Source organism: Mesorhizobium sp. M7A.F.Ca.US.005.03.1.1 (assembly GCF_003997975.1).
Lineage (GTDB): Bacteria > Pseudomonadota > Alphaproteobacteria > Rhizobiales > Rhizobiaceae > Mesorhizobium > Mesorhizobium ciceri.
The window spans coordinates 1-22197 of sequence record NZ_RZRO01000108.1 but is presented as its reverse complement, the minus strand read 5'-3'; the positions used below and the strand labels follow the sequence as shown (position 1 = coordinate 22197).

The window sequence follows — 22197 nt, the reverse complement described above, 5'->3', positions numbered from 1 at the left end:
GTCGCCAGCAGCGCCGGCGCCGACGCGATTGCCTGGAATGCCGCGCTGACGGCGTTCTCGATGTTGATGGCGCTGGCGCTGGCCGGCGTCGTGTTGCGCAACCTGGCGTTCATGGGCATCGTCGAGCTGACCTTGAAGATGATGGCCGACATCGCCGCCGATGCTTTCCATCGCGTTCAGCGCTTTTCCACCGACTGGCATGCCAACAGCTTTGCTGGCTCGACCGTGCGCAAGGTGACGCGCGGCATGTGGGCGCTCGACCTGCTCAACGACACCATCCTCATCGCACTGCTGCCGTCGATCGTCATGCTGGTCGGGTCGACGTTGCTGCTCGGCTGGTTCTGGCCGTTGATGGGTGCGGTCGTTGCTGCCGGTTCGGTGCTGTTCATCACGGTGACGGCGCTGCTGTCACTTGGCTATGTCGCGCCGGCGGCAAGGCTCGCCAACACCTGGGATACCCGCCTCGGCGGCTCGCTGGCCGACGCGGTCAGCTGCAACGCCGTGGTCAAGGGCTTTGGCGCCGAGGAGCGCGAAGAACGCCGCCTGGCCAAGGTCGTCGCCAAATGGCGTGCGCGTACACGGCGCACCTGGGTGCGCGGCACCATCAACGGCACCACGCAAGGAGTGCTGCTGCTGGTCATGCGCGCTGCGGTGATCGGCCTGGCGCTGATGCTGTGGTCCTGGGGGCAGGCGAGCGCCGGCGACGTTGCGTTCGTGCTGACCTCGCTCTTTGTGCTGCAGGGCTATCTCAGGGACATCGGCACGCATATCCGCAACCTGCAGCGCTCCATCAACGATATGGAAGAGCTGGTCGATTTCCAGTCCGAACCGCTCGGCATCGAGGACCGGCCAGGTGCCAAGCCGATCCGGATCACCGAAGGACGGATCAGCTTCGACAACGTCACCTTTCACTATGGCCATCACCGATCCGCGCTTTACCGCGACTTTTCGGTCGATATCGCGCCGGGTGAGCGCGTCGGGCTGGTCGGCCATTCGGGGTCGGGCAAGACGACCTTCGTCAAGCTTATCCAGCGGCTCTATGACGTGAACGCGGGGAAAATCCTGGTCGACGGTCAGGACATCTCGCAGGTGGCGCAAGCCTCGCTGCGCGGGCAGATCGCCATCGTTCAGCAGGAACCGATCCTGTTCCACCGGTCCCTGGCCGAAAACATCGCCTATGCCAGGCCGAGTGCGTCGCAGGAGGAGATCGAGCATGCCGCGAAGCTGGCGAGTGCGCATGACTTCATCACCAACCTGCCAAAGGGCTACGGTACACTGGTCGGCGAACGCGGCGTGAAACTGTCGGGTGGCGAGCGTCAGCGCGTGGCGATCGCACGCGCCTTCCTTGCCGATGCGCGCATCCTGATCCTCGACGAGGCGACATCGAGCCTCGATTCGGAATCGGAGGTGCTGATCCAGCAGGCGATGGAGCGGCTGATGGTCGGCCGCACCACGCTGGTCATCGCGCACCGGCTTTCGACAGTGCGGGCGCTCGACAGGCTGCTGGTCTTCGATCGCGGCAACATCGTCGAGGAAGGCTCGCATGACGAACTGATCCGGCTGAAAGGCGGCATCTACCGCCGTCTGTTCGAACGCCAGGCGCTCGAACTGACCAAGGGACTTGTCAGCTGACCTGAGGCGGCCTCCAGCTTCGGCCGGAGGCCGCCTCTGTCAGGCACGGTCAGCCCAGCGGGCTGGAGCAGGAGATGCGATCGCAGGGAGGCAGTCGACCCGTCGATCAGCGCCGTGATGCTGGCCGACTTGATTTGCCTGTGAAGTCCTGTCCGGATAGTAAGTCTTGGGACCTCTGTTCATCATATTGACCGAGATACGTTGTTTCTACCATTGGTTGATATATATCCGATGGAGGCAACCCACGGACGTTCTTCACGATGCATCTTTCTGCGAATGCCGAGGAAAAGTTGGCTGCGCCGTCAGTGCTGGAATCTCAGCATGGCTCGGTTCGGCCGCTTGCTGCCGAAGATCTCGAGCGCGTCGCCGCACTCTTCCTGACGAAGTTTCGCCGGCGGCGCCGTCACCTCCTCGATCGCGCTATCGCCGAAACGGCCGCGTATATGAGGGAGATTTATCTCGACCCTGCCGGCCACTCCGGTGAAAGCAACGCTCTTGTCCAGATCAACCGGCAGGGCCGCCTGGGTGGGTTCCTCGGCGTTTTGAAAGCCCGCTACGAGCTCAATGGTGCGCCATTGAATGCGGCGATCATCGGGCCGCTCATGGCCGACCCCGGCACCGATGACGGCTCGGCCGGACCGCAATTGCTGCGGGCATTGCATCAAGGCGAATTCGATCTGCAGCTGACCGATTCGGCCAACCGGACATCCTTGGCCTTCGCGCGCCCGATGAAGTATCAACTCCTGCCGGTGCATTGTCTGGGATGGACATATGTTTTCCGGCCGGCGGGAATGGCCGCCGCCGCACTGCACCGTAAATGGCCCGGCCTGCCTCACCTTGTACTCGACCCCTTTGCGCGAGCATTCGATGCTCTTGCGAAAAGAAGGTTCGAGCCCCCCGTCCAGCATTCATCGTCGCATCGCACCCACCGTGAGCCGATCAATGCCGTGCAATTTGCCGAGGAACTGCCGACCCTCCTGTCTGGTTACGCTCTTCGGCCGAGTTGGAAGGATGGGGAGCTGCCACGGCTGCTTGCACTGGCGGCCGAGAAGCGGGCCGACGGCCCCCTTCATTTCGGTGGGATCTACGACGAAACGGGCAAAATGCTCGGTTGTTATGCCTTCTATGGTCAAGCCGGCGACATGGCGAACCTGTTGCAAATCCAGGCATTCGGATCGCATTGGGGCGCGACGCTGGATGCGCTTGTCGCCGCCGCATGGGAGATGGGCTGCGTGGGCATCACCGGGCAGACGCAGACCAGATTCATATCTCAACTCTTTGGCTACAAGAATGTCTTCTTCCGCTATGCCGGGGGAACGATGGTCCGCTCGCGGATCGCCGAGGTCACGGAAGCGGTCCGCTCCGGCGACATCTTTATCGGTGGAGTGGTGGGCGACCGCTGGACCCGCCTCAGTTCCGATGATTTCGGCCGCTGATCGCCTTCAACCGGTGGTCAGCCCCAGCGGCTGGCTGCGCTCGGTTACAAAGGCCGCCTGCGGACTGGGCGCCTCCTGAGGCGTCCAACGCCCGGTCTTTTCATTCCAGCCGCCATGTTCTATGTCTGCCGGGCAGCGCGGGGGCGCGTCTTGTCAATCGTAAAAGCATCCGGTACGCCCCGCTCATGACAGTTACCGTTCGTTTCGCCCCTTCGCCGACCGGCCGCATCCATATCGGCAATGCGCGCACGGCTCTGTTCAACTGGCTGTTCGCCGTGAACAACAAGGGTCGCTTCATCCAGCGCTTCGACGACACCGACATTGCGCGCTCGAAGCAGGAGTTTTCCGACGCCATCCTCTACGACCTGCATTGGTTGGGCATTTTTCCCGACGCCACCGAGTACCAGTCGCGGCGCTTCGAAGTCTATGACGCGGCGGTCGAGAGGCTGAAGGCGGCAGGCGTTCTCTATGCCTGCTACGAAACGCCGGAGGAGCTGGATCTCAGGCGCAAGGTGCGCCGCACGCGCGGTCTGCCGCCGGTCTATGGCCGCGAGGCGTTGACCCTGACGCACGAGCAGATCGCCGAATACCAGACCGATGGCCGCCGGCCGCACTGGCGTTTTCTCCTGCCCAATTTCTCAGGCGATCCACAACAGCCGGAACGCACTGAAATCCACTGGAACGACTTGGTGCGCGGTGAGGAAACCGTCGATCTGGCCTCGCTTTCCGACCCGGTCCTGGTGCGCGAGGACGGCACCTATCTCTATACGCTGCCTTCCGTGGTCGACGACATCGAGATGGGCGTCAGCCATGTCATCCGCGGCGACGACCATGTCACCAACACCGGCGTGCAGATCGCCCTGTTCCAGGCACTGGCTGCCACGCCGCCAGTGTTCGGCCACCACAATCTCCTGACCACCGCATCGGGCGAGGGCTTGTCGAAGCGCACCGGCGCGCTCTCCATCGAAAGCCTGCGCGAGGACGGGATCGAGCCGATGGCCGTCGCATCATTGGCGGTCCTGGTAGGCACTTCGGAGAATGTCGCGGCGATGCCGACGATGGGCGAACTCGCCGAACGCTTCGATCCGGCGGCGACATCGAAATCCGCGGCCAAGTTCGATCCGGACGAGCTGTTCGTGCTCAACCGGTCGCTGCTGCACCACATGCCGTTCAGCGAGGCACAAGACCGTCTGATCGTGCTCGGCGTCTCCGGCGAGCAGGCCGAACCGTTCTGGCTGGCGGTGCGCGGCAATCTCGACAGGCTGGCCGATGCGGTCAACTGGTGGCGCATCCTGCGCGAAGGACCGCAGGAGAAGCCGGAATTTTCCGATGACGACCGCGACTTTCTTCGACAGGCATTCGACCTGCTGCCGGAGGAACCCTGGACCGCGACGATCTGGAAGGACTGGACGGGCAAGATCAGGGAAGCGACCGGCCGCAAGGGCAAGGCGTTGTTCATGCCGCTCAGGACAGCCCTTACCGGACTGCCTTCGGGGCCGGAGCTTGCAGATCTATTGCCGCTGATGGGTCGGGAAGGAACGTTGGCCCGACGACCCTGACCTTGCGCTGTTCCGGCGGCAGCGCGGACACGGGCGACGTCACCGGCCTGGCGGAAAGCCGCTTGATCGCCTCGCGGTCGAGCCCACCTTCCAGATTGGCCAGCGTTTCGGGATCGGCGCCCGGATCAGGTTTTGCAACCGGGACTGGAATGAATGATGACGCGTCTGTCTCTGGCTGCGATTGCACCGGATTCGGCGGATTGCCGGCAATGATCTGGAAGCCCTGCGCAGCGGCGTTGCAGCCGCAAGCCGGCGGCCGCGACATGCCGGGCCGCTTGTAGAGATAGGCGGTCGGCAATTCGCTGTAAGGTCGGCCGGTGACAGATGACATCATCGACGCCGAATCGTCGTCCATGCCGCGCGAATAGAAAACCTGCATCTCGGTGCCGGGGCAGCTCGATTCGCAATTCTTCTGGTCGCGTTCGAAATCGCCTGCCGAGGCCGAGTTCGACATAGGGAAAAAGTAGCCGTCGCAGGTGCGCACACAGGACGTGTGGAATTCGCCACCGACGCTCGGAAAATCCGGTACGCCGGGCTGGTTGAGCACACGGCGGACATTGCGCTCCTCGCTGGGATCGTCGGGCTGGTTGGGTTCATCAAGCATATCGAGCTGCTTGCTGTTGCCGCCGAAGAGCTGATCGAACAGGTTTGCGCTGCCGCCGTCGCGGTTCGCTTCCTGCAAAGGCGCACGCCGAGGCGCAACGGTGTCGTCGCGGCAGCCATTGGCGTCGAGCGCCGCCAGGATGCGTCCGCGATCGCGGCGAGAGCCACCGCCAGCCAGCCGCTCGCGCTTGTTTTGCAAGGCGTCGAGATTGGCATTCATGCGGTCGATGGTGGCGTTGAGCCCGGCGCATTGATTGAGGTTGCGGCCAAACAGCGAAAAACCGCACCCGGCCTGGCTCGCCTGGCTGCGAGCCTTCGAAATCTGCTCATGCTGCCTGGCAATCGCGGAATCGTATTTCCGGACTAGCGCCGGACCGCCACCGCCGCCGCGCGAGGACGCGGCAAGATCGGCTTCCAACTGGCGGCAGACCCGCGAAGCAGCCTGTGGCTCGGCTACTCCCCAGGTTGCGGACAACAGCAGGCCAAGCAGCACGGCAGCATGCGCCTGCTTCCACCCTCCGCTTGCCATCCGCCCAAACTCCGCCTTCCAAATCGGCTGTTAGCCCCGCAAGGCTACCGTGTTCGCGGTTAACTGCAGTTTACCGCGAAATCCGTGTTCAGCCCAGATTGACGACCGCTTGTGCCTTGTGGGCGGCTTCGACCACGGCAAGCGCCGTCATGTTGACGACGCCGCGCGAGGTGACAGACGGCGTCAATATATGCGCCGGCATGTCGGTGCCGAGCAGGATCGGCCCGACATGCAGCGCATCCGTCATGGTTCTGAGCGCCGTCAGCGTGATGTTGGCCGAATCGAGGTTGGGGAACACCAGCAAATTGGCTTCGCCCTTCAGTCTCGAATGGGGATAGACGCGCTGGCGCAGGTGCTCCGACAGAGCAGTGTCCGCATGCATCTCGCCATCGCATTCAAGGTCAGGCGCGATGCGCGCCAGGATCGCCGCTGCTTGCCGCATCTTCAGGGCGCTGGGCGAATCGCGCGAGCCGAAATCGGAATGCGACAAGAGTGCTGCCTTCGGCTCGATGCCGAAGCGCTGGATTTCTTCCGCCGCCAGCACCGTCATCTCGGCGATTTCTTCCGCCGTCGGGTCGACGGAGACGTGGGTGTCGGTCAGAAAGATGATGCCGCGCTGCGAGATCAGCATTGAAAGCGTCGACAGGTCGTGGTCCTTGATGCCGGCGCGGGGGCCGATGATCAAGGTGACGTTGCGCAGATGCCGCTCGAACCGACCTTCGAGGCCGCAGACCATGGCGTCGGCATCGCCGCGTTTCAGCGCAAGTGCTGCGATCACCGTGTTGTCGGTGCGCACCATGGTGCGCGCGGCCTCCGTCGTCACGCCACGCCGGCCGGCGAGTTCGATCAAAAGGTCGACATAGTGGCGGTAGCGCGGATCGTCTTCCGGGTTGATGAGGCCGAAATCGACCCCGGGCTTGATGCGCAGGCCGTAGCGCTTCAGGCGCACTTCGATGACGTGCGGGCGGCCGATCAGGATCGGCTCGGCGATGCCTTCCTCGAGCACCACCTGGGCAGCCCGCAGCACGCGCTCATCCTCGCCGTCGGCATAGATGACGCGCTTGGCGCTCGATGCCTTGGCGGACGAGAACACCGGCTTCATCACCAGGCCGGAGCGGAAGACGAAGCGGTTCAGCTTGTCGATATAGGCAGCAAAGTCGGTGATCGGCCGCGTCGCGACGCCGGTGTCGCAGGCTGCCTTGGCGACCGCGGGCGCTATGCGCAGGATCAGCCGCGGATCGAAGGGCGAAGGGATCAGGAATTCAGGGCCGAAGATCGGCGTCTCGCCGGAATAGGCGCGGGCCGCGACGTCCGAAGGTTCCTCGCGTGCGAGCGCTGCGATTGCCCGCACCGCCGCCATCTTCATCTCCTCATTGATGGCGCTGGCGCCGCAGTCGAGCGCACCGCGAAAAATGTAAGGAAAACACAGTACGTTATTGACCTGATTGGGAAAATCGGACCGGCCGGTGCAGATCATCGCATCCGGACGCGCTGCACGCGCTATTTCCGGCATGATCTCCGGATTGGGGTTGGCCAGCGCCAGGATCAGCGGCTTCGGCGCCATGTGCTGGAGCAGTTCCGGCTTCAGTACGCCTGCCGCCGACAGGCCGAGGAAGACGTCGGCGCCCGAAATGACGTCGGCCAGCGTGCGCGCCTCGGTGTCCTTCACATAGGGGTCTTTCCAGCGATCCATCTCATCGGTGCGGCCCTTGTAGGCGACGCCGAAACGGTCGGTGACCCAGATGTTTTCGACCTTGGCGCCGAGCGAGACCAGCAAGTTGAGGCAGGCAAGGGCGGCAGCCCCGGCGCCGGAGGTGACGATCTTGATGTCCGATATGGTCTTGCCGGCGAACTCCAGCCCGTTGAGCACGGCGGCAGCGACGATGATGGCTGTGCCGTGCTGGTCGTCGTGGAACACCGGTATGCCCATGCGGGCCTTCAGCTGTTCCTCGACCTCGAAGCATTCCGGCGCCTTGATGTCCTCGAGATTGATGCCGCCGAAAGTCGGCTCGAGGGCCGAGATCGTCTCGACCATGCGCTCGATAGCGGGCGCGTCGATCTCTATGTCGAAGACATCGATGCCGGCGAACTTCTTGAACAGGACGGCCTTGCCTTCCATGACCGGTTTGGAGGCCAGCGGGCCGATATTGCCGAGGCCGAGCACGGCCGATCCGTTTGTGACGACACCGACCAGATTGGCGCGTGCGGTGTAGTCGGCGGCGGTCGCCGGATCGTCGCGGATTTCCAGGCAGGGGGCGGCGACGCCGGGGGAATAGGCGAGCGCGAGGTCGCGCTGATTGCCGAGCGGCTTGGTCGCCTGTATCTCGAGCTTTCCCGGCCTTGGGTGCTTGTGGAAGTAGAGGGCGGCTTCGTCGAGGTCCGAACGTGCCGTCTTTTTGCTCTCGCCTTCCATGCGGCCACTCCCTCGAAATCTGCCTGGAGATTCCCTTTTAGCATGCAGCCGTGGCTTTTCGCGACGCTAATTGACGCGCCGGCGGCAATACCCGGCGGCGCGTAGAAGACCTCGAATAATCAAATACTTATGACGATTTTCTGACGGACGGCTCCGACCGTTTCACGGATAAGTTGATCAAAAGGCGCTGACGTAAAGACCACCATCGACCGGTATGTTCTGCCCGGTCAGATAGCCGGCATGGACCGAGCACAGGAAGGCGCAGATCTGGCCGAACTCCTCCGGCGTGCCGAGCCGCTTGGCCGGAACATCGGCGCTGATGCGGGTCTTGCGCGCGGCTGCGGCCTCAGGGCTTTCGACTGTGCCGGCCTCATGCGGGCCGCGCAGCCGGTCGGTGTCGAGCTTGCCCGGCAGAAGGCTGTTGATGGTGACGTTGCGGTCGACAACCGTTCTGGCCACGCCGGCAAGGAACGAGGTCAGGCCGGCACGCGCGCCGGACGACAGGTCGAGGCCGGGAATGGGCACATAGACCGACAGCGAGGTGATGTTGACGATGCGACCGAAGCCGCGCGCCGCCATGCCGTCCAGCACGGCCTGCACGAGCTCGATCGGAGTCACCATGTTCTGGGTAACGCCTTCGAGGATCTTTTCGCGATCGAGCGTGCGGAAGTCGCGAAGCGGCGGTCCGCCATTGTTGTTGACCAGGATGTCCGGCTCGGGGCAAGCCACGAGCAGCGCCTTCTGCACCTCCGGCTTCGAGACGTCGCCGACGACTTCCGTCACCGTGACGCCATAGCGCTCGCGCAACTCAGCGGCGGTTTTCGCCACCAGCTCCGCATTGCGTCCGTTGACGACAATGTCGCAGCCGGCTTCCGCCAGCGCCATGGCGCAACCGCGCCCAAGTCCCTTGCTCGAAGCGCAGACGATGGCCTTCTTTCCGCGGATACCGAGATCCATGACGATTTCTCCTGTGATTTGGCCGGCAAGCTAGTCCTTCGGCTGGACCAATCGCAACCGTCATACGGTTGTTGCATGAATCGGGGCATAGGCTCGCGAAAGCAACGGTGAAATCGCGATGTCCGGCCAAGAGCCCCGCACTTTCCGCAGCATGTTCATTTCCGACGTCCATCTGGGCTCGAAGGCGGCCAAGGCCGAGTTCCTGATCGATTTCCTTCGATATCACGATGCCGATATCATCTATCTGGTGGGTGACATCGTTGATGGCTGGCGGCTGCGGCGGAGCTGGCATTGGCCGCAAAGCCACAACGACGTCGTGCAGAAACTGCTGCGCAAGGCGCGCAAGGGCGCCACCATCACCTACATCGCCGGCAACCATGACGAGTTCGCCCGCCAGTTCCAGGGCGTGCATTTCGGCGGCATCGTCGTTGCCGATCGCGCCATCCACGAGACCGCCGACGGCAAGCGGCTGCTCGTCATCCATGGCGACCAGTTCGACACCGTGGTCCACAATGCGCGCTGGCTCGCCTATCTCGGTGACCACGCCTATGACGCGGCCATGCTGGTCAACCGCGTGGTGACGCGGCTGCGCCAACTGCTCGGCCTGCCTTATTGGTCGTTTTCGTCCTGGGCCAAGCACAACGTCAAGAAGGCGGTGAACTTCATCGGCTCGTTCCAGACCATGCTTGCCGACGAGGCGCGCCGTTCGCATGTCGATGGCGTCATCTGCGGCCACATCCATCATGCCGTCATCGAAAATTTTGGCGATGTCCAGTACATCAACACCGGCGACTGGGTGGAAAGTTGTACGGCTGTGGTCGAGCATTTTGACGGCCGCATGGAAATCCTGACCTGGGCGCAGGTGCTGCCCGAGGCGCCGGACGAGCCCTTTATCCCGCTGCTCATCGAGGACCGGGTAGGGCAGGCGGCCTAGTCCGAAGTCCTTTCGGGCTTCGGAATCAATCAATTAGTCCAACCGGTTTCGTCCGGTTTTCGTCCATGTTAAGGGATCGATACGCGTTGCCCTCCGGTCGAATACAGCGCGATTGGATCGATTCATGTCCCTGCCGCAGCTCTCGCCCGAACAACTCGTCAAGCCGCGCCATTTCGAACTGCGCATGAGCCTCATCTTCGCGACGCTTTTCGTGCCGCTCGGAACGCACTTGCCGTATTTTCCGCTGTGGTTGCAGGCCAAGGGTTTTCATGCCGAGCAGATCGCGGTCATTCTGGCGGCGCCGATGTTCCTGCGCGTGGTGACGACGCCGCTGCTGACCGCGCTGGCCGACCGTGCCAGGGACCGCGCCGACGTCTATGTCGCGCTGATGGCTGCGTCGCTGCTTTTGTCGGCAGGTTATTTCCTGACACCCACCTATGCGATGGTGCTGGCGGTCTCGCTGGCGCTGACCATCGTCTGGACGCCGCATTCGCCGATCGCCGATTCGCTGGCTCTTTCTGGTGTCCGCCGCTTCGGTTCGAACTACACAAGCATGCGTAAATGGGGCTCGATTTCCTATTTGTTCGCCAATATCGCCGGCGGCTTCATTCTGTCGGTAACCGGTTCACAAGCCGTTCCGGTTATCATTCTGGTGGCGTTTGCCGCCGCCCTTGCCGCTGGCCTGCTGGCGCCGCGCCTTGGCCGTCCGCGGCGCGCCTCGCCGCTGTCGGCCACCGACATCCAGCATTCAGCGCCGAAGCTTCTCAACCCGTATTTCCTGTATTTCTCCATGGGCGTCGGCGTCATCACCGCCAGCCACGCATTCCTCTACGGTTTCGTCTCCATCTACTGGAAGTCGATCGGCCTCGGTGATTCGGTAGTCGGTCTCTTATGGGCTTGGGGCGTGGTGTCGGAAGTCTGCATGTTCATGATGTTCACCCGCTTTTTCGACCGGTTCTCCGTCGTGTCGGTCATGGTGATGGCCGGAATCGGCTCCATCGTGCGCTGGATCGCCTTTCCGCTGGTCTGGCCGCTCGGCCTCGGCATTCCCGGCTTCTTCGCTGTCCAGTCGCTGCACTCGGTCTCGGTGGCGCTGGGGCTGATCGGGCTGCAGAAGATGATCGGCGAAACGATCTCCGAGGAGCGGACAGGTGCCGCGCAAGGCATCGCCTATTTCTCCAACGGCTTCTTCATGGCGGTGGTGACGCTGGCGTCCGGCCCGCTCTACGACCGTCTCGGTGTCGACGGCTTCTTTGCCATGATCCCGATTGCGTTGATCGGACTGGCGCTGATCGGCCTTGCTGCGCGCTCAGCCCCAGAGCGCCGTATCGGGCGGTGACACCAGCGATCCCTGGTAGACAAGGCCCGGTACCCGGTCGCGGGCAAGCAGCAGCGGACCGTCGAGGTCGACGAAATCGGCATGCTGGGCAAGCAGCACCGCTGGCGCCATCGCCAATGAGGTGCCGACCATGCAGCCGACCATCACGCCGAAACCGAGTTCGCGGGCGCGATCGCGCAGCACCAGTGCCGCAGTCAGCCCGCCCGACTTGTCGAGCTTGATGTTGACGGCATCGTAGAGACCGACAAGCGCTTCGAGATTCTTAGCCTCGTGCACGCTTTCATCGGCGCAGATCGGCACCGGATGCGCGATATGGCGCAGGATCTCGTCATGACCGGCCGGCAGCGGCTGTTCGATCAGCGCGATGCTTTGTTCGGCGGCAAAGGCGAGGTTCGCAACGATGTTGTCGTCGCTCCAGCCCTCATTGGCGTCGAGGATGATGCGGCTGTCTGGCGCTGCCTGCCTGACCGCGCGGATGCGGGCAATGTCGTTGTCGCCGCCGATCTTGACCTTGAGCAGCGGCCTCGCGGCATTGGCGCGGGCCTGCGCCGCCATCGCCTCCGGCTCGCCCAGCGACAGCGTGTAGGCGGTTTCGAGCGCCTGCAAGGGAACAGCGCCTATCGCAACCGCCACCGATGTTCCGCTGAGCTTCGCCTCCAGATCCCATAGGGCGCAGTCTATGGCGTTGCGGGCGGCTCCGGCCGGCATGGCATCGAGCAAGGCGCTGCGGCTGATGCCATCGGCGATCCGGCCGCGCATGGCGTCGATCGCCTCGCGCACGCCCTCAATCGTCTCGCCATAGCGCTTGTAGGGGACGCATTCGCCGCGGCCGAAATGGCCGCCGTCGCTGATCGTGCAGGAGATCACTTCGGCTTCGGTCTTGGAACCGCGCGAAATGGTGAAGGTTCCGGCGATGGGAAAACGCTCGGCCTCGACCGAAATGACACGCGCCATATTTTTCTGCTCCTGCTGTGCGACAAGCGTTGTCGGCAAATCGACAGGTCAGACCCGTCAGGCTAAACAGGACGCCATGTTGACCATCGGCAAGCGCGACGCAAGCGGCACGACCGCAGGGGAGGCTGACCACGAACCGCGCGTGGCGATCGGCGAGGAGGACGGCGTTCTTGGCTGCGCTTTCTCCGGAATCTGGACGACACGGACCGTTGCACTCGTCGACGCCGACATGCGCAAGATCGAAAAGCGAAGCGGCTTCAAAACCTTGGCGCTCGATGTTTCCAAGATCGAGAAGATGGACACTGCCGGCGCCTGGCTGATCGACCGGCTGGTCAGCGCCTTCGAGAAGAAGGGTGTCGAAATCCAGATGCAAGGCCAGAGCGAGATCGCTTCGATCCTGCTCGAAGCTGTCGGCGAGGCCGTGCGGCGCGAACCCGAATCCGGCCCGGTGCGACCGCCCAACATCGTCATTCGCGCGCTGGAGGCGGTTGGCCGCCGGGTCTACGAGATGCGCGACGATTTTCTCGCGTCGATGAACATCCTCGGCGCCACCATCCGTGGCGCGCAGATGAAGCTCGGCCGTGGCCATGCCGTCAACCCGGCGGCGATTTTCAACCAGATCGACCGTATGGGCGTCGGCGCCATTCCGGTGGTGGTGCTGATGTCGGCGATCGTCGGCGCCATCGTTGCCCAGCAGGGCGCCTATCAGCTCAGCTATTTCGGCGCCGATATCTTCGTCGTCGACCTCGTCGGCGTGCTGATCCTGCGCGAACTCGGCGTGCTGATGACGGCGATCATGATCGCCGGCCGCTCCGGCAGCGCGATCACCGCCGAGATCGGCTCGATGAAGATGCGCGAGGAGGTCGACGCGCTGAAGGTCATCGGACTTAACCCGATCGGCGTCCTGGTCTTTCCGCGCCTTGTGGCGCTGGTCATCGCCTTGCCGTGCCTGACCATCATCGCCAATTTCGCCGCACTCGGCGGCGGCATCCTGGCTGCCTGGCTCTATTCCGACATTCCACCCGCCGCCTTCATCGACCGGCTGCGTGTCGCCATCGATCTCAGCACCATCTTTGCGGGCCTGATCAAGGCGCCGTTCATGGCCATGATCATCGGCACGATTGCCTCGGTCGAAGGCATGAAGGTCGGCGGCAGCGCCGAATCGCTCGGCCAGCACGTCACCGCCTCTGTGGTGAAGTCGATCTTCGTCGTCATCATCCTCGACGGGCTTTTTGCCATGTTCTACGCAGCGATCGAGTTCTGAGATGAAGCTGCGAAACAGGAAAAGGGCGGGTGCATTGGCGGATGACGCGGGCGAGGGCGATATCGTGCTTTCCGCGCACGACATCAGCGTTTCCTTTGCCGACAAGCTTATCCTCGACAGACTGTCGCTCGACATAAGGCGCGGCGAAATCCTTGGATTTGTCGGCGCCTCGGGCGCTGGCAAATCCGTTCTACTGCGCACCATTCTCGGCCTGACGCGCAAGCAGTCGGGCACCATCAAGCTGTTCGGCGTCGATATCGAGAAGGCTGATGATGCCGAGCGTCTGCGCATCGACATGCGGCTTGGCGTGTTGTTCCAGCACGGCGCCCTGTTCTCGGCGCTGACGGTGCTGGAAAACGTCCAGGTGCCGATGCGCGAATATCTCGACCTGCCGCGAAAGCTGATGGACGAACTGGCGATGCTCAAGATCGAGCTGGTCGGGCTGCCGCCCGACGCGGCGCAAAAATTCCCATCCGAACTGTCCGGCGGCATGATCAAGCGCGCCGCACTGGCGCGGGCGCTGGCGCTCGATCCCGACATCGTCTTCCTCGACGAGCCGACATCGGGTCTCGATCCGATCAGCGCGGCGGAGTTCGACGAGCTGGTGGTCAAGCTGCGCGACACGATGGATCTGACCGTCTACATGGTGACGCATGACCTCGACACGCTGTTCACCGCTTGCGACCGGGTGGCCGTGCTCGGCAAGAAGAAAGTGCTGGTCGAAGGCACCATCGACGACATGCTGAAGAGCGAGGAACCGTGGGTAAAATCCTATTTCCGCGGAAAACGCGCCCGGCAACTTGATCTTGCGGCGCGCGCATAGCCATAAGTGGGACAATGGAAACCAGAGCCAACTACGTCATTGTCGGCATCTTCACGCTGGCCGCGATCCTGGCGGCGTTTGCCTTCGTCTACTGGACGGCGGCGATCGGCGACAAGGGCGAGACGACGTTGCTGCGCGTGCGCATTCCGGGCTCGGCCTCCGGGCTCGGCCGCGGAAGTTTCGTGCTGTTCAACGGCGTCAAGGTCGGCGACGTCAAGCGCGTCTATATCGATGTCGACAATCCGACGGTTGCCATCGCCGATACCGAGATCGACCGCATGACGCCGATCACCAAATCGACGCAAGCCGATATCGGGCTTGCCGGCCTGACCGGGCAGGCCAACATCGAGCTCAAGGGCGCCGATCCCAAGGAGGTAAAGCTCCTCGACCAAGCGGAAAAGGAAGGCAAGGTCGCCGAGATCGTCGCCAACCCGTCGGCGGTGACCAACCTCTTGCAGACGGCGCAGAATATTTTTACCCGCGCCGACAAGGTGCTGACCGAGCTCGAAGGCTTCACCAAGGACGTTCGCGGGCCGCTGACGCAGACCGTCCAGAACGTCCAGACCTTCTCCGATGCGCTGGCCAAGAATTCGGACGGCATCGACAAGTTCCTGTCCGCCGCCAGCACGCTGGCCGATGAGCTGAAAGGCGTTTCCGGCAAACTCGACGGCACGCTGAAGGCGGCCGAAGGCCTTCTCAACGCGGTCGACAAGGACAAGATCAAGAGCATCGTCGCCAATGTCGACGCAGTAACCGGTAACCTCAAGCAGACGTCGAAGCAGCTCGACGGCGTGATCAAGAACGTCGATACAGCCGTGGGGTCGGTCAACGACTTCGCCAAACGGACGCAAGGCACGCTGGCCAAGGTCGACAACGTGCTCGACGGTATCGATCCCGCACAAGTGCGCTCGGCGCTCGCCAACATCCAAAAGGCCAGCGAGAGCGCCGACAAGGCCGCCGCCGACATCGCGGAGGTGACCCACAAGTTCGCCAACCGGGCCGACGACATCGACCAGACGATCAAGGACGCAAAGCAGCTCGCGCAACGGCTCAACGATGCCTCGGTGCGGGTCGATGGCATTCTAGCCAAGGTCGATACCTTGCTCGGGTCGGGGCAGGCCGACGGCGTGATGGCGGATGCGAGGGCGACGCTGAAGTCGTTCAAGCAGGTTGCCGACACGCTGAATTCGCGCCTTGGCGTCATCACCGACAATCTGGCGCGATTCTCGGGCCAGGGGCTTTCGAACGTCGAAGCGCTGGTGCAGGACAGCCGCCGTTCGATCAGCCGCATCGAGGAGGCGGTAACCGATCTCAGCCGCAATCCGCAGCGCATCCTGTCGGGTGGCGACGGCGAGGTTCGGCAATTCGATGGCAGGGCGCGGCGTTGACTTCGGCGTCGGCGCGCCCCAGAAACATGAGCCGCGAAAGCGGGTCGATCTTACGATCCGGGGACAACGGGGATCGCGCGTGAAGTCTGTGTGGGTGAAAACGGGCGGGTTGACATCGGCTGCGGCACTGCTTGCTTTGACGCTGGCCGGCTGTGCGGCGTTGGGCGGCAAGCCCGCGCCGCTCGATACGTTCGAGCTGTCGGCGCCGTCGGTCGACGCGCTTGGCCACAGCCGCCGCCAGATCCTGATCGCGCAGCCGTCGGCGCTCAAGGCGCTGGACAGCCAGAACATCGTCATCAAACCGTCGGATCGTTCGATCCAGTATCTCAAGGGCGCGCAATGGGCCGACCGTCTGCCGCTGATCGTGCAGGCGCGGCTGGCCGAGACCTTCCAGCGCTCGGGCAGCTTTGCCGGCGTCGGCAAGCCGGGCGAGGGCCTGGCGATCGATTATCAGGTGATCGTCGAGATCCGCTCATTCGAGGTTCGGGTCGACGGCGGCGAACATGCCGAGGTCGATCTGTTCGTGCGGATACTGAACGATCGCAACGGCGAGGTCCGTGCTTCCAAGAGCTTCACCGCAGCCGCACCCGTCTCGGGCAGCGGCAATCCTGCTTATGTCAGCGCACTCGACAAGGCGTTCGGCGACGCCGCCGGGCAGATCGTGCGCTGGACGGATTCGGTGATCTGAGCGCGACGCGCGCCGGAATCCCACCAGGCTTCATCCGACCAGGCTTCTCTACCTACAAGTGGTCGAAGATCTCCGGCCGGAGCTTTCCGGTCTTCATCAGGTGCTGCAGGGTGTAGGTCACGGACAGCGCGTCATCGAGCGCATCGTGCCCCTGCAATGGCGGGTGCTTGACGCCGTAGTAATCCGCAAGCTTGTTGCTCGGCGTTCTCGCCAGATCCTCGATCGGCATTCCGGCTGCGATCAGCAGCTTGACGGTGTTGTCAAACCGGGTGGCCGGGATCGAAGGCTGAATGCCCGCGACATAGCAGCTGATGGCGATCATGCTCAATTCGTCCTTGCCCCAGGACCAGAATCGCGCCCCTTCGGAAAAACGATCGATGTCGGCGAGAGCATCCCCTAGTGCCACCCCTTTTGTCTCCAAATCTTCCTCGGTGATGCCGGTCAGTTTGGTGAAGAATGGGTCCAGGGCGTATCTCTGACCAAACCGGTCGACCGGTCTGATATAGGCCTTGTGTGTTCCGAGCAGGGGGAAGTCGCCTTCAAGTCCAAGCCTGACGGCGCCGATCTGTGCGATCACCGGGTCGGGATCGTGGGCCGCGCACCAGAATCTGCGTTGCGAGCCCTCCAGGCAAAGAAACTCGCAGTCGAAAATGATTGCCGTCTTCACGATCACACCCTGCGAGCGTTAGGGCAGCGGTACTGTGGATGAATTATGGCGCCGTCGGGAGATCGACTTAGGGCGGATTCCGAAGGCATCGATAGTCTTGCAAGACCTGTTGCGGGCAGGTTCAACGCGTGCCGGACGTTAGAGCAGGCACAGGCGGGACCATGGCCCGCCTGTTCAATTCCTGTCTTAGTGCAGGCGGCCGCTCGCATGCGCCAGCATGGTGTAGACCTTGCCGGTGTCCGACGTCAGGTAGGTCTGCGCCATGATGTTGTCGCGGTCGTTGCGCGAGACATCCTTGAGCAGCTTCTCGAAATCGTCGCAGTAGCGGTCGACGGCGGCGCGGAACTCGGCCTCGGCCTGATACTTGCGACGGATCTCGTCGAACGTCTGCTGACCCTTCAGCGTGTAGAGCCGCCTTGTGAACACGTCACGCTCGCCGCGCCGGTAGCGGTTCCACAGCTCGATCGAAGCATCGTGGTCGATGGCCCGCGCGATATCGACGGAGAGCGAGTTCAGCGATTCGACGACATGAAGGGGCGATCGCTGGGCAGGCGTAGCGCGGGGCGCTTCCGCAGTCGCTGGGGGAGCTGCCGACCTGAGGTCCTCATCGTTCGATGCCGCGGTCAGCAGATCGCGCACCCAGCCACCCTGCGGCGTGCGGGCGTTGGCATCGCCGCGCGGACGCGGTGCCGCCTCGGTCGGACGGTCAAGGTCGAGCGTGCCGCGCAATGCAGGGCCGCCCAAGGGCGCCTGAGGCGTGCGCAGGTCCGGCTGCGGTGCCGGTGCTCGGCGCGGCGGCTCGGCAGCGCGTGCGGCCGGCGCTTGCGGCGCCGGACGCAGGTTGCGTGGTTCGGACCCTTCACCGCCGCGGCCGGACTTGGCCACGATGTCCGAAAGCTCCTTCAGGGCGTTGATCTGCTCGGAAACGGCGCGGCGGATGGCCGAAGTCGATTCCTTGGCCTCTTCCGGCATTTCGATGACGCCCTTCTTGAGCTCGGCGCGGGTCAGGTCGAGCTCGCTCTTGATCGAGCCCGCGGTGCGCCGCATCTCCTCGGTCGCATCGGCAAAGCGCTTGGTTGCCGAGTCGACGACGTCGGTGATGGCGTTGCGGATCTTGTCGGCCGACTCCATCGCCTTGCCTTCGGCGTTCTGCAGCGTCTGGCCGACGAGATTTTCGAACGAGCGCATGACCCTTTCGAGATCTTCCGACTTCTTGACCAGGCCGACGGCGAGGTCTTCGAGCGACGACTGCCGTTCGAGCGTGTGTTCGAGGTTGCTCTGGGCCGAGCTCAACAGGTCCGAAGCACTGGACAGCAGGCGGCTGTGCTCGTCGAACTTGGTGGCAATCGACGCGACCTCGCGCAAGGTGGACGACGACAGTTCCGTCAGCCTAGTCGTGTTCGAATCGACCAGACGTGCCGAGCTGGCAAAGGTCTGCGCGGCCTTCTCGGTGGTCGCGGCGAAGCTTTGCGTGCTGCCGCTCAGGCGTTCATCGACCTGGCCGAGATTGACCGCGGCCTGCTCGATCAGCTGGCCGAGCTGCGAACTGGACTTGGTCATCCGGCCGATGAGGTCGGCGACGCTGTCGGACAGCGACGAGCGGGCGCCCTCGACCGCCGACAAGGTTTCGGCGGTGCGGTTGGCGAGCGCGTCGACAAGTGCGGCATTCTCGCTGCGCAGCTTCTCGGTGGCGCGTTCTGTGACCTCTTCCATGCTCTTTTGCAGTTCCGAGCCGCCCTGGGCGAAGCGCTCGACCAAAGGCCGTGCGGTTTCGTCGAGGATCTTCGACATTTCGGCCGAACGCGCCGCGAGCATGGTGTTGAGTTCGCGGGTGTTGGCGCCGATCGTCTTGGCGGCATCGTTGGTGCTCTGGCCGATATGCTGGCCAACCGCGGTGAAGGTCTCGGCGATCACATTGGCGCGCGAGACGAGTTGCGCCTCGGCGTTCGACACCTGCTCGTTGAGCTTCTGGCCCATCGTCTCGGCCGTAAAGGCGAGGCGGTTCTCGACGCCCGAGACCTGCTCTTCGACACGGGCTGCCGCGGCCGCCGCGCTCGAGGCGAGACGCTCGTCGGCGCCGGCAAGCGCCTGCTCGATTTCGCGGGCATGCACGGCCATTTCCTGGCCGGTCCGCCTTGCGCGTTCGGCAACCCGTTGCTCGGTATCGGCAAAGGCGCCGACGATCGTCTCGGCATGCTCGCCGATCGTGGTGGTGCTGCTGGCGATGCGTGACACCAGCCGCTGATCCGCGTCGTCGAAGATACGGCCGATTTCCGAGGCACGACTCGACAAGGCTTCCGAACCCTCGGCGATGCGCGAGACGAGCTGCTGGTCGGCGGCATCGAAGATGCGGCCAAGGTCCGATGCGCGTGCGGCAAGCGCTTCGGCCGATTCGCCGATCCGCATGCCGAGCCGCTGGTCGGCGCCTTCGAAGTTGCGCAGGATGTCGCCGGCGCGCGCGGCCAGCGACTGGGCCGTTTCGATGGCGCGGGCGACCAGCTTCTGGTCGGCGGCATCGAACGTGCCTGCAATTTCGCTTGCACGAGCTGCCAGATGGTCGGCGGTGTCCTGAGCCCGGGCGGTCAGCTGATCTGCGGTTTCCTGGGCGCGGGCGGCGAGCTTCTGGTCTGCCGCTTCGAAGGTGCCGGCGATCTGATTTGCGCGAGCGGCCAGTTGATCGGCGGTTTCATGGGCACGGGCCAGCAGCGAGCTGGACGTGTCGTCCGCGCGGGCAAGCAAGGCGTTCGACGTATCTTCTGCACGGGCGTGCAGGCGACGGTCGGCCTCCTCGAAGGTGCGGGCGATGTCTTCGGCCCGCGCCAGCAGGGCGGCGGAGGTCTGCTCGGCGCGCTCGGCGATCTTCCGGTCGGCGTCGCTGAACGCGGCACCGGCCTGCTCGTGCAGGGTGCTGGTGACTTCCAGCACCTTTTCGCGCAGGGCGCCGGCGACAAACACGGCGCTCTTCTCGAGCACGGCGCGGACGTTGTCGACGCCTGTCGAGAGCGCACGTTCCATGGTGCCGGCGCGCTCCTCGATGATGCCGGTCTGGCGACTGAACGCCTGCTCGATCTTCTCGACATCGGCAGCGATCGCGTCGGAAATGCCGGTGCTTCTGGCAGCGATCTGGTCGATATGGCCCGACAGCGAGCGGTCAACGTCCTTGCGGGTCTCGGCGAGCCTGCCGAGATCGTCTTCCAGCGCGCGGGTCAGCATATTGCGGCCTTCGGACAGCTTGCCGACATGTCCGGCGATGACGTCGTCGATGTCGCTGCGGCTTTCGGTCAGCTTCTGCAGGTCGGCTTCGAGGGCGCGTTTGAGAATGTCGCGGCCCTCGGCCAGCTTCTCGACCTGGCCGGCAACCAGACCGTCGATGCTGGAGCGGCTTTCGGCCAGCTTGGCGAGATCGGCTTCCAGCGCGCGCTTGAGAACATCGCGACCTTCGGCGAGTTTCTCGACCTGGCCGGCGACCAGACCGTCGATGCTTGAGCGGCTCTCGGCCAGTTTGGCAAGATCGTCCTCGAGCGCCTTGGACAGGGTCGAGCGCTCCTGGACAAGCCTTTCCGCGTGGCTGTTAACGAGGCCACCGACGTTTTCGAGGTCGGCTTCAAGCGCTTTCGACAGCGTCGAACGATCCTGGACGAGCCTTTCGGAATGGCTGTTGACCAAGCCATTGACGCTTTCGAGGTCAGCCTCGAGTGCCCGGGCGAACTGTGCCCGGTCATCGACCAGTTTCTGCGACTGGTCGGCAATGGTCCCCTTGATCGCATTGAGGTCGGATTCCAGAGCGCGCCGCAGAATATCTCGGCCCTCGGACAACTTCTCGACCTGACCCGCAACCAGCCCGTCGATGCTGGAACGGCTGTCGGCCAGCTTGGCGAGGTCGTCCTCAAGGGCCCTGGACAGGGCGGAGCGGTCTTGGACAAGCTTGTTCATGTGATCGGCGATGACGCTGTTCACATTCTGCAGGTCGGCTTCCAGGACCCGGGAAAGCTGACCGCGATCCTCGGCCAGCTTTTCCGACTGGCTTGAGATAACGCCCTTGATCGTGTTCAGGTCGGATTCCAGCGCGCGCTTGAGAATGTCGCGGCCTTCCGCCAGCTTCTCGACCTGACCGGCGACCAGACCGTCGATGCTCGAACGGCTTTCGGCCAGCTTGGCAAGGTCGGCTTCAAGGGTCTGCGACAGCAGGCTGCGGTCCTCGGCCAACCGTCCCGAATGGCTTTCGATCAGGCCGCGTATGCCGGACAGATCATTGTCGAGCGAATGGGAAAGCTGCGTGCGGTCTTCCGCCAGTTTGGCGGAATGGGTTTCGATGAGGCTCTTGATGCCGACGATGTCGTTTTCCAACGCCTTGGCGAGCACGGCGCGGCCTTCGGCGATTTTTTCCACCTGACCGGCGACCAGACCGTCGATGTCGGCGCGGCTGTCGGACAGTTTTCCGAGATCGGCTTCCAAAGCGCGCGACAGAATGTTGCGGCCCTCGGCGAGTTTTCCGACATGTCCGGCGACCATTTCATCAATGATCGTACGAGCTTGCACCAGCTTCCCGGAGTCTTCATTCAAGGCAATAGAGAGCCTGTTGCGACCTTCTTCCAGCCTTTCGAGATGGCTGCCGAGCGATGCATCGATGGCCGCCCGCGATTCATTGACCTTGCGCAGATCCTCTTCGAGAGCGCGCGAGATCAGGCTGCGGCCTTCGGCCAGCTTCTGCACCTGGTTGGTTACTGCCGCATCGATGCCGGCGCGGCCCTCGGCGAACTTCGCCAGGTCGGCCTCCATGGCCGCGGCCATGCGCTCGCGGCTTTCGGACAGTTTCCTGCTGTGGTTCTCGACAGCTTCCTCGATGCCGACGCGGGCGTCGGCGAGCCGCTGGATGTCACTGTCGAACGAACGCGACACGACGTGACGGGCGGCTTCCATGCGTCCGGCGAAGTCGCTGGCGCGGGCTTCGAGCATAGAGGAGGTCGAAGTGACGATGTCGGCCATGTCGGCGCCGATCTGGGTCTTGCCC

The 22197-nt window shown here is 63.6% G+C and carries 15 protein-coding genes; 9 read left to right on the top strand and 6 right to left on the bottom strand.

The genetic code is table 11. The features are described from left to right. The 3 genes from EN990_RS29900 to gltX all read left to right on the top strand — a co-directional run. Positions 1-1632: ABC transporter ATP-binding protein (locus EN990_RS29900; protein ID WP_164766177.1), on the top strand; the 1632-nt coding region annotated here is incomplete at its 5' end. Positions 1633-1892: 260 nt separating this feature from the next. Beyond that, positions 1893-3068 (top strand): hypothetical protein, encoded by a 1176-nt coding sequence (locus EN990_RS29895; RefSeq protein WP_127369535.1) that lies wholly within the window; start codon positions 1893-1895, stop codon positions 3066-3068. Between the two features lie 185 nt (positions 3069-3253). Beyond that, on the top strand, positions 3254-4627 hold the full coding sequence (gene gltX, locus EN990_RS29890) for a glutamate--tRNA ligase (RefSeq protein ID WP_127385431.1): 1374 nt from the start codon (positions 3254-3256) through the stop codon (positions 4625-4627). Here gltX and EN990_RS29885 read toward each other — a convergent pair. The 3 genes from EN990_RS29885 to EN990_RS29875 form a co-directional block, all read right to left on the bottom strand. Beyond that, on the bottom strand, positions 4545-5759 hold the full coding sequence (locus tag EN990_RS29885) for a DUF2865 domain-containing protein (protein WP_127385430.1): 1215 nt from the start codon (positions 5757-5759) through the stop codon (positions 4545-4547). The genes gltX and EN990_RS29885 overlap by 83 nt on opposite strands. A gap of 88 nt (positions 5760-5847) precedes the next feature. Then, on the bottom strand, positions 5848-8172 hold the full coding sequence (locus EN990_RS29880) for an NADP-dependent malic enzyme (RefSeq protein WP_024503551.1): 2325 nt from the start codon (positions 8170-8172) through the stop codon (positions 5848-5850). 177 nt (positions 8173-8349) lie between these two features. Then, positions 8350-9129, bottom strand: a complete 780-nt coding sequence (locus EN990_RS29875; RefSeq protein ID WP_027161489.1) for an SDR family oxidoreductase — start codon at positions 9127-9129, stop codon at positions 8350-8352. Positions 9130-9247: 118 nt separating this feature from the next. On the opposite strand from EN990_RS29875, the gene EN990_RS29870 reads away from it, so the two are divergent. Next, the gene (locus EN990_RS29870; RefSeq protein ID WP_027161490.1) at positions 9248-10063 is read left to right on the top strand and encodes a UDP-2,3-diacylglucosamine diphosphatase; all 816 of its coding nucleotides are present in this window, start codon (positions 9248-9250) and stop codon (positions 10061-10063) included. A 124-nt stretch (positions 10064-10187) separates the two neighbouring features. Next, a complete protein-coding gene (locus tag EN990_RS29865; RefSeq protein ID WP_027161491.1) occupies positions 10188-11402 on the top strand; it encodes an MFS transporter in 1215 nt (404 codons plus the stop codon). Here the strand turns inward: EN990_RS29865 and dgcA are convergent. Next, a complete protein-coding gene (gene dgcA, locus EN990_RS29860) occupies positions 11373-12356 on the bottom strand; it encodes an N-acetyl-D-Glu racemase DgcA (RefSeq protein ID WP_027161492.1) in 984 nt (327 codons plus the stop codon). The two genes, EN990_RS29865 and dgcA, sit on opposite strands and share 30 nt — an antisense overlap. Positions 12357-12432: 76 nt before the next feature. On the opposite strand from dgcA, the gene EN990_RS29855 reads away from it, so the two are divergent. From EN990_RS29855 to EN990_RS29840, 4 genes are read left to right on the top strand one after another with little or no spacing between them, the layout of a single operon-like run. Then, a complete protein-coding gene (locus EN990_RS29855) occupies positions 12433-13620 on the top strand; it encodes an ABC transporter permease (protein WP_013531885.1) in 1188 nt (395 codons plus the stop codon). Position 13621: 1 nt separating this feature from the next. Further along, positions 13622-14443, top strand: a complete 822-nt coding sequence (locus EN990_RS29850; protein WP_013531884.1) for an ABC transporter ATP-binding protein — start codon at positions 13622-13624, stop codon at positions 14441-14443. Between the two features lie 14 nt (positions 14444-14457). Continuing rightward, positions 14458-15831, top strand: coding sequence for an MlaD family protein (locus tag EN990_RS29845; protein WP_063172061.1), 1374 nt, complete (start codon positions 14458-14460; stop codon positions 15829-15831). After that, a complete protein-coding gene (locus tag EN990_RS29840; protein WP_127370129.1) occupies positions 15812-16519 on the top strand; it encodes an ABC-type transport auxiliary lipoprotein family protein in 708 nt (235 codons plus the stop codon). Before EN990_RS29845 ends, EN990_RS29840 begins: the two co-directional genes overlap by 20 nt. A gap of 52 nt (positions 16520-16571) precedes the next feature. Here EN990_RS29840 and EN990_RS29835 read toward each other — a convergent pair whose 3' ends face one another. Together EN990_RS29835 and EN990_RS29830 are read right to left on the bottom strand one after the other, a co-directional pair. After that, complete coding sequence (locus tag EN990_RS29835; protein ID WP_127370128.1) at positions 16572-17186, bottom strand: 3'-5' exonuclease; 615 nt, start codon at positions 17184-17186, stop codon at positions 16572-16574. 186 nt (positions 17187-17372) lie between these two features. Then, positions 17373-22197: kinesin (locus EN990_RS29830; RefSeq protein ID WP_127388474.1), on the bottom strand; the 4825-nt coding region annotated here is incomplete at its 5' end.

Excerpts from the sequence above, each read along its gene's own strand:
- EN990_RS29895 (WP_127369535.1), top strand. The coding sequence starts at position 1,893 with ATGCATCTTTCTGCGAATGCCGAGGAAAAGTTGGCTGCGCCGTCAGTG.
- gltX (WP_127385431.1), top strand. The coding sequence starts at position 3,254 with ATGACAGTTACCGTTCGTTTCGCCCCTTCGCCGACCGGCCGCATCCAT.
- EN990_RS29885 (WP_127385430.1), bottom strand. The coding sequence starts at position 5,759 with ATGGCAAGCGGAGGGTGGAAGCAGGCGCATGCTGCCGTGCTGCTTGGC.
- EN990_RS29880 (WP_024503551.1), bottom strand. The coding sequence starts at position 8,172 with ATGGAAGGCGAGAGCAAAAAGACGGCACGTTCGGACCTCGACGAAGCC.
- EN990_RS29875 (WP_027161489.1), bottom strand. The coding sequence starts at position 9,129 with ATGGATCTCGGTATCCGCGGAAAGAAGGCCATCGTCTGCGCTTCGAGC.
- EN990_RS29870 (WP_027161490.1), top strand. The coding sequence starts at position 9,248 with ATGTCCGGCCAAGAGCCCCGCACTTTCCGCAGCATGTTCATTTCCGAC.
- EN990_RS29865 (WP_027161491.1), top strand. The coding sequence starts at position 10,188 with ATGTCCCTGCCGCAGCTCTCGCCCGAACAACTCGTCAAGCCGCGCCAT.
- dgcA (WP_027161492.1), bottom strand. The coding sequence starts at position 12,356 with ATGGCGCGTGTCATTTCGGTCGAGGCCGAGCGTTTTCCCATCGCCGGA.
- EN990_RS29855 (WP_013531885.1), top strand. The coding sequence starts at position 12,433 with ATGTTGACCATCGGCAAGCGCGACGCAAGCGGCACGACCGCAGGGGAG.
- EN990_RS29850 (WP_013531884.1), top strand. The coding sequence starts at position 13,622 with ATGAAGCTGCGAAACAGGAAAAGGGCGGGTGCATTGGCGGATGACGCG.
- EN990_RS29845 (WP_063172061.1), top strand. The coding sequence starts at position 14,458 with ATGGAAACCAGAGCCAACTACGTCATTGTCGGCATCTTCACGCTGGCC.
- EN990_RS29840 (WP_127370129.1), top strand. The coding sequence starts at position 15,812 with ATGGCAGGGCGCGGCGTTGACTTCGGCGTCGGCGCGCCCCAGAAACAT.